At 60.7% G+C, this 12,241-nt stretch carries 14 protein-coding genes; 6 read left to right on the forward strand and 8 right to left on the reverse strand.

What is annotated here, in order from left to right; translation table 11 throughout:
* Nucleotides 1-10: 10 nt before the first annotated feature.
* Nucleotides 11-1,357, reverse strand: coding sequence for an MFS transporter (locus CAG02_RS22535; RefSeq protein ID WP_085712493.1), 1,347 nt, complete (start codon nucleotides 1,355-1,357; stop codon nucleotides 11-13).
* A gap of 366 nt (nucleotides 1,358-1,723) precedes the next feature.
* Here CAG02_RS22535 and CAG02_RS22540 point away from each other — a divergent pair, with 366 nt between their 5' ends.
* The gene (locus CAG02_RS22540) at nucleotides 1,724-2,440 is read left to right on the forward strand and encodes a FadR/GntR family transcriptional regulator (protein WP_085712492.1); all 717 of its coding nucleotides are present in this window, start codon (nucleotides 1,724-1,726) and stop codon (nucleotides 2,438-2,440) included.
* Nucleotides 2,441-2,449: 9 nt separating this feature from the next.
* On the opposite strand, the gene CAG02_RS22545 is transcribed toward CAG02_RS22540, so the two are convergent.
* A complete protein-coding gene (locus CAG02_RS22545) occupies nucleotides 2,450-3,343 on the reverse strand; it encodes a DMT family transporter (RefSeq protein WP_256576934.1) in 894 nt (297 codons plus the stop codon).
* 101 nt (nucleotides 3,344-3,444) lie between these two features.
* On the opposite strand from CAG02_RS22545, the gene CAG02_RS22550 reads away from it, so the two are divergent.
* Nucleotides 3,445-4,308 carry a LysR family transcriptional regulator gene (locus CAG02_RS22550; protein ID WP_085712490.1) on the forward strand — a complete coding sequence of 288 codons (864 nt, stop codon included), beginning with the start codon at nucleotides 3,445-3,447 and terminating at the stop codon, nucleotides 4,306-4,308.
* A gap of 6 nt (nucleotides 4,309-4,314) precedes the next feature.
* On the opposite strand, the gene yegQ is transcribed toward CAG02_RS22550, so the two are convergent.
* Nucleotides 4,315-5,643: a tRNA 5-hydroxyuridine modification protein YegQ gene (gene yegQ / locus CAG02_RS22555; protein ID WP_085712489.1), complete on the reverse strand. Its 1,329-nt coding sequence runs from the start codon at nucleotides 5,641-5,643 to the stop codon at nucleotides 4,315-4,317.
* Nucleotides 5,644-5,799: 156 nt separating this feature from the next.
* On the opposite strand from yegQ, the gene CAG02_RS22560 reads away from it, so the two are divergent.
* Nucleotides 5,800-6,861: an AI-2E family transporter gene (locus tag CAG02_RS22560; RefSeq protein WP_085712488.1), complete on the forward strand. Its 1,062-nt coding sequence runs from the start codon at nucleotides 5,800-5,802 to the stop codon at nucleotides 6,859-6,861.
* Here CAG02_RS22560 and CAG02_RS22565 read toward each other — a convergent pair.
* The 3 genes from CAG02_RS22565 to CAG02_RS22575 all read right to left on the reverse strand — a co-directional run bounded on the left by CAG02_RS22565 (nucleotide 6,858) and on the right by CAG02_RS22575 (nucleotide 7,926).
* Complete coding sequence (locus CAG02_RS22565) at nucleotides 6,858-7,040, reverse strand: hypothetical protein (RefSeq protein ID WP_085712487.1); 183 nt, start codon at nucleotides 7,038-7,040, stop codon at nucleotides 6,858-6,860. The genes CAG02_RS22560 and CAG02_RS22565 overlap by 4 nt on opposite strands.
* 102 nt (nucleotides 7,041-7,142) lie before the next feature.
* Entirely contained in the window at nucleotides 7,143-7,337 is a 195-nt protein-coding gene (locus CAG02_RS22570; RefSeq protein ID WP_085712486.1) for a hypothetical protein, read from the reverse strand.
* A gap of 244 nt (nucleotides 7,338-7,581) precedes the next feature.
* On the reverse strand, nucleotides 7,582-7,926 hold the full coding sequence (locus tag CAG02_RS22575; RefSeq protein WP_025108898.1) for a hypothetical protein: 345 nt from the start codon (nucleotides 7,924-7,926) through the stop codon (nucleotides 7,582-7,584).
* Between the two features lie 254 nt (nucleotides 7,927-8,180).
* On the opposite strand from CAG02_RS22575, the gene CAG02_RS22580 reads away from it, so the two are divergent.
* Together CAG02_RS22580 and CAG02_RS22585 are read left to right on the forward strand one after the other, a co-directional pair.
* Nucleotides 8,181-8,999 (forward strand): shikimate 5-dehydrogenase, encoded by an 819-nt coding sequence (locus CAG02_RS22580; RefSeq protein WP_085712485.1) that lies wholly within the window; start codon nucleotides 8,181-8,183, stop codon nucleotides 8,997-8,999.
* Nucleotides 9,000-9,084: 85 nt separating this feature from the next.
* A complete protein-coding gene (locus CAG02_RS22585; protein WP_085712484.1) occupies nucleotides 9,085-9,603 on the forward strand; it encodes a cupin domain-containing protein in 519 nt (172 codons plus the stop codon).
* Between the two features lie 16 nt (nucleotides 9,604-9,619).
* Here the strand turns inward: CAG02_RS22585 and CAG02_RS22590 are convergent, their stop codons facing one another.
* Nucleotides 9,620-10,267, reverse strand: a complete 648-nt coding sequence (locus CAG02_RS22590) for a YceH family protein (protein ID WP_085712483.1) — start codon at nucleotides 10,265-10,267, stop codon at nucleotides 9,620-9,622.
* A gap of 124 nt (nucleotides 10,268-10,391) precedes the next feature.
* On the opposite strand from CAG02_RS22590, the gene CAG02_RS22595 reads away from it, so the two are divergent.
* A complete protein-coding gene (locus tag CAG02_RS22595; RefSeq protein ID WP_065259353.1) occupies nucleotides 10,392-10,901 on the forward strand; it encodes a DUF1993 family protein in 510 nt (169 codons plus the stop codon).
* A gap of 64 nt (nucleotides 10,902-10,965) precedes the next feature.
* Here CAG02_RS22595 and sstT read toward each other — a convergent pair whose 3' ends face one another.
* Nucleotides 10,966-12,198 (reverse strand): serine/threonine transporter SstT, encoded by a 1,233-nt coding sequence (gene sstT, locus CAG02_RS22600; protein ID WP_085712482.1) that lies wholly within the window; start codon nucleotides 12,196-12,198, stop codon nucleotides 10,966-10,968.
* Nucleotides 12,199-12,241: the final 43 nt, after the last annotated feature.

Raw genomic sequence — 12,241 nt, forward strand, 5'->3', positions numbered from 1 at the left:
CGTTGTCCTTTCAAGCGTGTTTCGGCGCGGCATCGGCCACGGCGACGTCAGGTGCGGATTTGGGTGTCATGCGAGCGGCGAACACGATGATCGCGGCGATGATCGAGGTCGCGGCCAGGCCATAGAGGCCGCCCTGGATCGAACCGGTGTGTTGTTCCAGCAAGCCGAACGTGGTGGGGGCGACGAAGCCGCCGAGGTTGCCCACCGAGTTGATCAACGCGATCACGGCGGCGGCAATCCGCGCATCGAGATAGGCCTGCGGGATCGGCCAGAACAGCGACGATGCGGACTTGAAACCCAGTGCGGCAAAGCAGATCGCAACGAAGGCAAAAATCGGCCCGCCGGTGGTGGACATGAACATCCCCGCCGCCGCAATCAACAGCGCCGTGGCCACCCACGCCTGCTGGTGTTTCCACTTCGCCGAGAACGAGGCGAACGCGTACATGCCGATGATCGACAGCAGCCACGGAATCGAGTTGAACAGGCCGACCTGGAAGTCGCTCATTTCGCCCATCTTCTTGATGATGCTCGGCAGCCAGAACGTCGCGGCGTAGATCGTCAATTGAATGAAGAAGTAAATCAGGCAGAACAGAATGATCTGGCGATCCTTGAGTAGTTTGCCCAGCGACGGCCGGACCGGCGTTGCGGCTTCGCGGGCCTTCTGTTCGTCGTCGATGGCTTTGACCAATGCATCCTGCTCGGCGCGGGTGAGCCATTTGGCGTCGTGGGGTTTGGCGTCGAGCCAGAACCACACGAACACGCACAGGCCGACCGAGAACATCCCCTCAATGAAATACATCCACTGCCAGCCGTGCAGGCCCAGCCCTTCGATCTGCAACAGCAGGCCGGACAACGGGCCGGAAATCAGCGAGGCCACGGCCGAACCGCTGAGGAAGATCGCAATCGCCTTGCCGCGCTCGGCCCCCGGCAACCAGCGAGTGAAGTAGTAGATCACCCCGGGAAAGAACCCGGCCTCGGCCACGCCGAGCAGAAAGCGCAGGATGTAGAAGTGGGTTTCGTTCTGGATGAACGCCATGCCGGCGGCCACCAGACCCCAGGTGAGCATGATGCGGGTCAGCCAGATTCGCGCGCCGACCTTTTGCAGCAGCATGTTGGAAGGGACTTCGAACAGCGCGTAACCGATGAAGAACAGCCCGGCACCGAACCCATAGGCAGCGGCACCGATGCCGAGGTCATGTTCCATGTGGGTGCGGACGAAGCCGATGTTCACCCGGTCAATGTAATTGACGATGAACATGATCACGAACAGTGGCAGGACGTGGCGTTTGACTTTGGCAATGGCGGAGGACAGCACCGAATCGGCGCCCTCGTTCATCCCGGCAATGGATGATTTCACTTGGTTTTCTCCCACTCGTTATTTTTATGCGGGGTGTGGCTGGGTGCTGCGTTGTTGATAGACATCATACAACTGCATTTTTTTGTCCTACAAGTGGGAGCGCTCAATCAAATTTATCTACGGCGAAGGTTTTTTATGCTTTTCTGGATTTGAAGTGCCGTATTTGTTGGGTTGTAAAGGGTTGTTTCGGGCCGACGTGCAGAGTGACAGGCCGGTAAAGGTGGAGTGCTGGCGTGAAGCTATTCACAGTTTTCTAACGAGAAATCGCTTGTTGTCATACAAGTTTCTCGCCTGAAATCATAGGAGCTCATACAAGTCATCGCCTGCAGTGCTACGATCGGCTTGCCCCGTTCACCGGATCCGACCATGCAAGAAGATCTCGACGCACCTGCTCGCAAACGCGCCCACAACCTGGCCCACGATCTGGTGGAAAAACTCACCCAGAGCATCCTGCTCGGCCAGATGCTGCCCGGTGACAAGTTGCCTTCGGAAAACTCGATCGTTCAGGAACACGGCGTCAGTCGCACCGTGGTGCGTGAGGCGATTTCCAAGTTGCAGGCGTCGGGGCTGGTGGAAACGCGACACGGCATCGGCACGTTCGTGATCGAACGCGCGCCGGAGCAGGGGCTGCGGCTGAATGTCGACACCGCGCTGGGCGTGCGCAGCATTCTCGAATTGCGCATGGGACTGGAGACGCAAGCGGCGGCATTGGCCGCGCAACGTCGCAGCGAACAACAACTGGTGCAGATGCGTCAGGCGCTGGACGACTATCAGCGTCTGTTGGCCAACAACGACAGTTGCGTCGAGGCCGACCGGCGCTTTCATCTGCTGATTGCCGAAGCCACCGGCAATGTCTGCTTCACCGAAATCATGCAGCACCTGGGTAGCGCGATGATTCCGCGCACCCGGGTCAATGCGGCCGAGCGCGGGGCGGTGGATTTGAGCAAGCTCGGGCAATTGGCGAACCTGGAGCATGAGGCGATTTTCAACGCGATCAAGCGTCAGGATCCGGAAGCGGCGCGGGCAGCGATGTGGCTGCACCTGAGTAACAGCCGCGACCGGTTTTCGGCGGGCGGCGCCTGACGCTGCGACTCAAGTCTCAATGGCCCGGACCACCGCCGGCCGCTCCAGATTCAACGCCAGCACGCTGATCAGCACCACCGCCGAACCCACCAGCACCAGCAGTGTCGGGCGTTCGCCCAGACCCACCGAAGCAATCCCCATTGCGGTCGGCGGAATCAGATACAGCGTCATCGTCGCCCGGCTCAGATCGACATGCTTGAGCACGAACGCCCACGCCAGATAGGCAAGGGCGCTGGGAAATACCCCCAGAGCGAGCACCGCCCATTGCACCCGCAGCGGCGCACTGGCCACGCTGTCGGCCAGCCCCGGCAAGTAGATCAACAGCAACAGCGTGCCGGACCACACCGTGTAGCAAACCAGCGTCAGCCCGTCATAGCGCCGGGCGTGGTGTTTTTGCAGAGCGAAGTAAACGCTCCACGAAACGGCGGCCAGCAGGATCAATAAAGCGTGGGCGTCGATACTGCCGAGGCCGCGATCGCCGCTGACCACAATCACCACGCCGACGAATCCCGTCAGCACACAACCCCAACGCCAGACGCTGACCCGATCCTTGAACAGAAACCGCACCAGCAGCGTGCTGAACAGCGGCGTCGATTGCGCCAGCACACTGGACGCGCCGGCGCTGACGCTTTGCTGGCCGATGTTCAGCACCACGTGATGCAGGCTGACGGCAAAGAAGCCCAGGGCCAATAACAGTGGCAAATCCTGTATGCGCGGCAGATGAATGCCTTTGAAACCAGCAATCACCGCCATGAACAGCGACGCCAGCAGAAACCGCAGCAACGCCAGATGACCCGGATCGTAGGCTTGCAGGCCGATATGGATGCCGGTCGGCGAATAGGCCCAGCAGCCGACGACGAAGGCCATGGCCAGCAGGATTTTCAAAGGCGAAGTGGAAGGCATGAGCGAGGCACCGAGAGGGTTGATGCGCCGAGTATCCGGGTGGCTAATCATTCGCCACAACTGACTTATACTGCGCTAACCGTTCACTCAGAGTGATGATTATGGAGCTGGCACAGATCCGCATGTTCAAGACCGTGGCCGAGGTCGGCAGCATCGCCAAAGCCGCTGAAAAGCTGTTTTGCGTGCCGTCGAATATCACGGCGCGGATCAAGTCCCTGGAAGCGGAGCTAGGGGTGGCGCTGTTTCTGCGCGAAGGACGCGGGCTGCGGATCAGTCCTGCCGGGCAGACCTTTCTGGCTTACGCGCAGAAGATTCTGGCGCTGACAGCTGAAGCCAAAAGGGCGGTCGATCCCGCCGCCGAACCGTCCGGGCCGCTGCGCATCGGCGCCATCGAGTCTTCGGCCACCGGGCGTCTGCCACGCCTGCTGGCGAAATTTCACAAGCGCTATCCCAACGTGGCACTGGAACTGACTACTGGCACCTGGGGCCAGTTGCTCGACGATACCGTCAGCCATCGTCTGGACGGCGCGATCGTCGCGGTGGACGTCGAGCGCTCCCAGCTCAAGCGCACGCCGATGTATCGCGAAGAATTGTTGCTGATCGCTTCGACTTCTTTCGGGCCGATACGCAACCTCGACGACTTGCAGGACAAAAACGTGTTCATGTGGCCGCAAGGCTGTCCGTATCGCGCCGCGCTGGAGCACTGGCTGTTGCGTCAGGGCCTGGCGTTGCCGATTGTCAGCCTGGCCAGTTACGGGGCGATTGTCGGTTGCGTGAGTGCCGGCGCCGGTGTGGCGCTGGTACCCAAAGGCGTGTTCGAGCAGTACGCCAAAGGCGCGGGGTGTGCGGGTTACGAATTCCCCGAACTGACGGCCATCGATAACTTGTTCTACTGGCATGAAAACGCCGGGGTGCACCCGGCGCGTGAGGCGTTTGTGGCGATGTTGCGCGAGGAGTTTGTCTGAGCCGGATCAGGTCCCGCTCACGTCGCGCATCAACAGGCCGAAGCGCAGATCCACCGCATCCGGAATCGGCAGGTACACGGTGTGCCCGTCCCCCGGCGCCACATCGATGGCCTCGCCCTTGAGGCTCTGCAATTCATGCAGATCAAAATGGAAATTGCCCTTGGGCGTCATCAGTTCCAGATGATCGCCCAGAGCAAAGCGGTTCTTCACTTTGACCTCGGCCAGCCGATCCCGGCGCTCGCCGGTCAGCTCGCCAACGAATTGCTGACGCTCTGACACCGAACTGCCGTTCTGATAGTTCTGGTATTCGTCATGCACGTGCCGGCGCAGGAAGCCCTCGGTGTAGCCGCGTTGGGCGAGGGATTCCAGATCGGTCATCAAGCTGCGGTCGAATTCGCGACCGGCCACTGCATCATCAATGGCCCGGCGATAGACCTGAGTGGTGCGGGCGCAATAGAAGTGGGATTTGGTCCGGCCTTCGATTTTCAGCGAGTGCACGCCCATGCGGGTCAGACGCTCGACGTGCTGCACGGCGCGCAGGTCCTTGGCGTTCATGATGTAGGTGCCGTGCTCGTCTTCGAAGGCCGGCATCATCTCGCCGGGACGGTTGGCTTCCTGCAACAGGAACACCTGATCGGTGGGGGCGCCGAGGCCGAGGGTCGGCTGCGGTTCGAAGGTCTGTACGATTTCGCCGAGCTGATTTTCCGTGGCTTCCTGCGCCGAATATTTCCAGCGGCAGGCGTTGGTGCAGGTGCCCTGATTGGCGTCGCGCTTGTTCATGTAGCCGGAGAGCAGGCAGCGGCCGGAATAGGCCATGCACAGCGCGCCGTGAACGAACACTTCCAGCTCCATGCCCGGCACTTGCTCGCGGATTTCGCCGATTTCTTCGAGCGACAGTTCCCGGGACAGGATGATCCGGCTCAGCCCCTGTTGCTGCCAGAACTCGACGCTCGCCCAGTTCACCGTGTTGGCCTGCACCGACAGGTGAATCGGCATCTGCGGAAAGTGCCGGCGCACCAGCATGATCAGGCCGGGGTCGGACATGATCAGTGCGTCCGGAGCCATCTCGATCACCGGCGCCAGATCCTTGAGGAAGGTCTTGAGCTTGGCGTTGTGCGGCGCGATGTTGACCACCACGTAGAAACGCTTGCCCTGGGCCTGGGCTTCACGAATGCCGAGGGCCAGATTGGCGTGGTCGAATTCGTTGTTGCGCACCCGCAGGCTGTAGCGCGGCTGGCCGGCGTAGACCGCATCGGCGCCGTAGGCGAAGGCGTAGCGCATGTTTTTCAGGGTGCCGGCGGGGGCGAGCAGTTCCGGGGTGAAGGAGGGCGTCATGGCGGTGTCGGTCGCAAAAGCGCGGAAGGGTAAACGAGGCGCGGCGAGGGTTTATTGATCTGGATCTATGCTCCATGAACAAAGATGGCACTCGCGCGGGCGTGGGCTGACTAAGTTGGGCGGGTGCGCGTGGCGCCTGACTGACATGGACCGGACATGAACCAAAAGAGTCTGCAATTCAAATCCCTCACCGTGCTGTTGCTGCTGGTGACAGTGGCCTTCATCTGGATCCTGCTGCCGTTCTACGGCGCGGTGTTCTGGGCGGTAATCCTCGGCATTGTGTTCGCACCGATGCAGCGCCGGTTGCAGCAGAGGTTCGGCTGGCAACGCAACCTGACGTCACTGTGCACCTTGAGTGTCTGCGTGGTGATCGCGATTCTGCCGGTGATCGTCATCAGCGTGTTGCTCGTGCAGGAAGGGGCGACGCTCTACGACAACATCGAAAGCGGCAAGCTCGATATCGGCGCGTACCTGGCGCAGTTCAAGCACAGCTTGCCGCCATACTTTCAGCATCTGCTCGACCGTTTCGGCATGGGCGAACTCAATGCCTTGCGCGAGAAGATCGTCAAGGCGGCGATGCAGGGCAGTCAGGTGCTGGCGACCCAGGCGTTCAGTTTTGGCCAGGGCACCTTCGATTTCGTGGTGAGTTTTTTCATCATGCTGTACTTGCTGTTCTTCTTTCTGCGCGACGGCGCCGAACTGGCACGCAAGGTGCGCACGGCGGTGCCGCTGGAAGAGCATCACAAGCGTCGGCTGCAACTGAAGTTCAACCGGGTAGTACGCGCCACGGTCAAAGGCAACCTACTGGTGGCCATTACGCAAGGTGCGCTGGGCGGGGCGATTTTCTGGTTTCTCGACATACCCAGCGCGTTGCTCTGGGCGGTGTTGATGGCGTTTCTGTCGCTGTTGCCGGCGGTAGGGGCCGGGATCGTCTGGGCGCCGGTGGCGGTTTACTTCCTGCTCAGCGGGATGATCTGGCAGGGCGTGGTGCTGGGGCTGTTCGGGGTATTCGTGATCGGCCTGGTGGATAACGTGCTGCGTCCGGTGCTGGTGGGCAAGGACACGCGCATGCCGGACTACATGATCCTGATCTCGACGCTGGGCGGGATGGCGGTGTTTGGTCTCAATGGTTTCGTGATCGGGCCGCTGATCGCTGCATTGTTCATGTCGAGCTGGGCGCTGTTCGTCGAAACCAGACCGAAAGTGCAGTTGCCTTAAGCCTTGAACGGGCCGTTGATCAGTCGTTGCGACAGCGCCTGGGCGGCTGGCAAAGAGGTAAGCGGGCCGCTGACCGGTTCGCCGTCGCGCACCAGATACCAGCAGGCGAGCAGTCCAAGCTCTCTGAGGGATGCGGGAACCGCGCTGCCGACAACGGACATGATTTGAACCTGTGCCATGAAAAGTACCTCCATCAATCTATGGAGCTACCTTAGGGACTTGGCCGTTTCAGGGACAATCAACGCTTTCGATAGTGGACATTGATGCCGTTGAGGGCCGGCTCAGTCGACCACCTGATCGAGCATGTGCACGATCTCGTGCTCGTTGAGCAAACCCTTGCGCACCAGGTTTTCCGCCAGCAGCGACACAAACTTCGCCGTGCGGTGGCCTTCCAGGTGCTTGAGCTCGGTCAGGGCGTTGTACACCTTGCTCGAGGTGCATAAACCGACGATGCGGTGCGGATTCTGTGTTGGCATTCCAGTCGTCCTTGTTTTTATCAACCTGTTGTATGCGGACGGATTCAGATTGCGGTTCCGTCATGACAAATAGATGACCGTTTTGTGTTTCGGCCCGACGGTCGAGTCCATCATGCCGACTTTAACGGGTGAAACTGTCCCCACAGCGACCTTGGCGAGATTTTTTCAGACGTTGGCCGACGGACGGTTGGCTTTCTTAAGGCCAAAAAAAGCCCCGCTGTAAAGCGGGGCTCTGTCTGTGTGCTTACCAGCGACCACCGTAGTAGTGCGGGTGGCCGTAATAACCACGGGGCGGACCGTAGTAGACCGGGCCTGGTACATAAACCGGTTGTTGTACGTAAACCGGGGCCGGCTGGTAGTAGACCGGTGGTGGCGGTTGTTGCACGTACACCGGCGCCGGTTGAGCGTAAACAGGCTGTTGAACATACACCGGACGATCCTGGTTGATGAGCGCCGAGCCGATGATGGCCGAGCCGACGATCGCACCAAATACCGCCGGGCCCTGCCAGCCACCGCCGTGGGCTTCTGCCTGACCTGTGATCGCGAATGCACCAATCAACAAGGCCACGATGGGGAGTTTACGAATCATGATTAATCCTCGGTTCTTCGACCCGGCGTCCGGGCCTGCAACAGGCTCGGGATAGCGCGGGGATACTTCTAAGACAGCAACATTTGGAAAAACAGCACGGCGGCTGGGTAAATTTTGTGTAAGGTCTGTACCGGCTTGCTTACCGGGTTTCAGGCAACGGCTGTGATGCCCGGAACAGACCGCCTTATGATCGTTCAGAACCCGATGGTCTGGCTAATCCCGTCCATCCGAAAGTGCATTCGAAGGAGCCTCCCATGCAGATGAACCCCAACAAAGACACCCAATTGTGCATGTCCCTGTCTGGGCGTCCCGGGAATTTCGGTCTGCGTTTTCATAACCATTTGTACGAACAACTGGGCCTGAATTTCTACTACAAGGCCTTCAGCAGCCAGGATCTGCCGGGTGCCGTCGGCGGGATCCGGGCGCTGGGCATCCGCGGTTGCGGGGTGTCGATGCCGTTCAAGGAGGCCTGCATTGCCCTGGTCGACGAGCTGGATGCCTCGGCAGCGGCGATCCAGTCGATCAACACCATCGTCAACACCAACGGCCATCTCAAGGCCTACAACACCGATTACATCGCCATCGCCCAGTTGCTGGAAACCCACGCGGTGCCGAAGGACTCGACTTTCGCCCTGCGCGGCAGCGGCGGCATGGCCAAAGCCGTGGCCAGTGCCTTGCGCGATGGTGGTTACAAGAATGGTCTGATCGTGGCCCGCAACGAGCGCGCCGGCCGTGCACTGGCCGATTCCCTGGGTTATCGCTGGCAGGCGGAATTGGGCGACGAGCGCCCGCAGATGCTGATCAACGTGACGCCGGTTGGAATGGACGGTGGTCCGGAGGCAGGGCAATTGGCATTTGAAGTCGACGTGATCAAATCTGCCGATACCGTGTTCGATGTGGTGGCGATCCCCTCGGAAACCCCGCTGATCGTGCGCGGCCGCGCCGAAGGCAAAAAAGTCATCACCGGGCTGGAAGTGATCGCGATCCAGGCGCTGGAGCAGTTCGTGCTGTACACCGGCGTGCGGCCGACGGTCGAGCAGTTCGATGCAGCGGTGGCGTTTGCCCGCAGCTGATTGATCTCGGTGTCGGGGTTGGTCATTGCCTATACTGCCGGATCAGCAGGCACAGACTTGCCCCACGACAAAAACCGAGGTTTGCATGCACCCGCCCATTCTCAACCTGAATGATGTCGAACTCGAACCGTTGCCCGAAGCCCTGGCCCCTGAAGGCGAAACCGCCGGGCGTTATCAGCAGCGGTTCGCCCGCGTCGGCCAGCAACTGGGCGCGCAAAAGCTCGGTTATCGGCTGTATGCGCTGCCGCCGGGCATGCGCGGCAGCCCGTTTCACAGTCATCGGGTCAATGAGGAAATGTTCTACGTGGTGGCCGGGGAAGGGGAGGTGCGCTTGGGCGCCGAGCGTTTCCCGATCCGCGCCGGCGACGTGATCGCCTGCCCGCCGGGCGGCCCGGAAAAAGCGCATCAAATCATCAACACCAGCTCGCAGGAGCTGCGTTACCTGGCGGTCAGCACCCAGCAGCAGCCGGACATCTGTGAATACCCGGACTCGAACAAATACGCGGTGATGGATAACTTCAGCATCGATGCCGAGGGCAATGCTTCGGGGTTCGTCGCAGTGGCGCGGCAGTCGGACGGGGTGGATTACTGGGACGGCGAGTAACGCCGCCCCATTACGCTTATTCGAGGCGGGCCAGACGCTCTTCCAGCGCTGCAATCCGCGCTTCCAGCTCTTCGATGCGCTCCACTGACACACCGCTGGCAGCACCGCGATCACTCGGATTCTGTCGTGCCGCGATAATCGCCTCGATGTCCGCCGGATCGCCCAATGCATGGGTGTAGCGATCTTCGCGCTGGCCGGCCTGACGCGGAATCAGCACCGCCAGATCCCGGGCGATCAGGCGTTCCAGTTGATGCACCACTTGTTCGGCGTCTTCGAATTCATGCATGCGCCCGCTGCGGGTCAGCAGTTCGTTGACGGTCTGCGGGCCGCGCAGGAACATCAGCCCGGTCAGAATCATCTGTGCCGGCACCAGCTCCAGCGCCTTGTCGACCTTGTGCTCCCAGCGGTCGGCGCGGCTGCCCATGACCAGTTTCGCAAAGCCGCGACCTTCGAGGGCGCGCAGGCTCTGGCCGACCTGGCCCTGGGTCAGGTTCATCACAGGTTCCCGGCTGGTTTTCTGATTGCAGGCCAGCACCAGCGCGTTGAGGGTCAGCGGATAGGTTTCCGGGCTGGTGGCCTGTTTCTCGATCAGCGAACCCAGAATGCGGATTTCCGTGGCGTTGAGCCGTGGTTCGTTGACGTTGGTTTCAAGTTCTGTGGACATCGCGCGTTCCCTCTGCAGTCGAAGGCGCCTAGCCTAATCCTTGCTGGATAAAAGACAAGTCGCGCGGCCCGCGAGCATGGCTATAATCGCCCCACGATTCACCCAGCCACCACGTGAGACTGCCATGACCATTTCCCTGTACGCCGCATCCGTTCCGGTTTTCCAACAAATGCTCAACGCCCTGAGCGATGTGCTGAAAAAAGCCGAAGCCCACGCCACCGCGAAAAACATCGACCCGAACGCCTTCCTGCAAGCGCGTCTGTACCCGGACATGTTCCCGCTGGTGCGTCAGGTGCAGATCGCCGTGGACTTCGCCAAAGGCGTTTCCTCGCGTCTGGCTGAAGTCGAAATCCCGAAATACGACGACACCGAAACCACCTTCGCCGAGCTGCAAGCGCTGATCGCCAAGGTTCTGGCCTTCATCGGTGAGATCAAGCCTGAGCAAATCAACGGCAAGGAAGGCATCGAGATCGTGACCCGTCCGGGCACCCCGAAAGAGAAGCGCTTCAGTGGCCAGGCTTACCTGCTGAGCTACGGCCTGCCGCAGTTCTTCTTCCACGTGACTACTGCTTATGACCTGCTGCGTCACAACGGTGTTGAAATCGGCAAGCGCGATTACATGGGCGCGTTCTAAACCCGACGCATAAAAAAGCCCGCCAAGGTTTGCGCCTTGGCGGGCTTTTTATTGCGCTCGGTTTTTACGCCGGACGCTGGGCTTTTTGTTCTTCGCCCAGGCAAGCCGCAGCGGTGAACAGCACGTCGGTGGAGGAATTCAGCGCGGTCTCGGCCGAATCCTGCAGTACGCCGATGATGAAGCCGACCGCCACCACCTGCATGGCGATTTCGCTCGGGATGCCGAACAGGCTGCACGCCAGCGGGATCAACAGCAACGAACCACCGGCCACACCCGACGCGCCGCAGGCGCAGATTGCCGCGACGACGCTGAGCAGGATCGCGGTCGGGATGTCCACGGCGATGCCCAGGGTGTGCACGGCGGCGAGGGTCAGCACGGTGATGGTGATCGATGCACCGGCCATGTTGATGGTCGCGCCCAGCGGAATCGAAACCGAATAGGTGTCTTCGTGCAGGCCCAGGCGTTTGCTCAGTTCCAGGTTGACCGGAATGTTCGCCGCCGAGCTGCGGGTGAAGAACGCGGTGATGCCGCTTTCACGCAGGCATTTCAGCGTCAGCGGGTACGGGTTGCGGCGCAGTTTCCAGAACACGATCAGCGGGTTCATCACCAGTGCCACGAATGCCATGCAGCCCAACAGCACCGCCAACAGGTGAGCGTAGCCGACCAGTGCGCCAAAACCGGAAGTGGCCAGGGTCGATGCCACCAGGCCAAAAATCCCCAGCGGCGCGAAGCGGATCACCACGCGCACGATCAGGGTCACGCCGTTGGACAAATCGCTGACCACTTCCCGGGTGGTATCACCGGCGTGGCGGATGGCGACGCCCATGCCGATGGCCCAGGCCAGAATGCCGATGAAGTTGGCGTTCATCAGTGCGGTGACCGGGTTATCGACCACGCTCAACAGCAGACTTTGCAGGACTTCACCGATGCCGCCCGGTGCCGTCACGGCGACGTTGTCGGTGGACAGCACCAGATGCGAGGGGAACAGGGTGCTGGCAACCACGGCCACCGCCGCAGCGCCAAAAGTGCCCAGCAGATAGAGGAACAGAATCGGCCGGATATGGGTTTCCTGGCCGTGCTTGTGGTTGGCAATCGAGGCCATCACCAGTACGAACACCAGAATCGGTGCCACGGCTTTGAGCGCCGAGACGAACACCTTGCCGATGAAGGCGGTGCCTTTGGCCGCTTCCGGCGCGAACAGCGCCAGGGCGATGCCGGCAATCAGGCCGATCAGGATCTGCGTGACCAGGCTGAGGCTTTTCAGGCGTTGCAATAGAGAAGGGGATGAAGCGGTCATAACGGCATCTCTGCTTTTTATAGGGTGCAAGGTTGCGTGATCC

This window comes from Pseudomonas sp. R43(2017) (assembly GCF_002112345.1).
In the GTDB taxonomy this organism is placed as follows: domain Bacteria; phylum Pseudomonadota; class Gammaproteobacteria; order Pseudomonadales; family Pseudomonadaceae; genus Aquipseudomonas; species Aquipseudomonas kribbensis.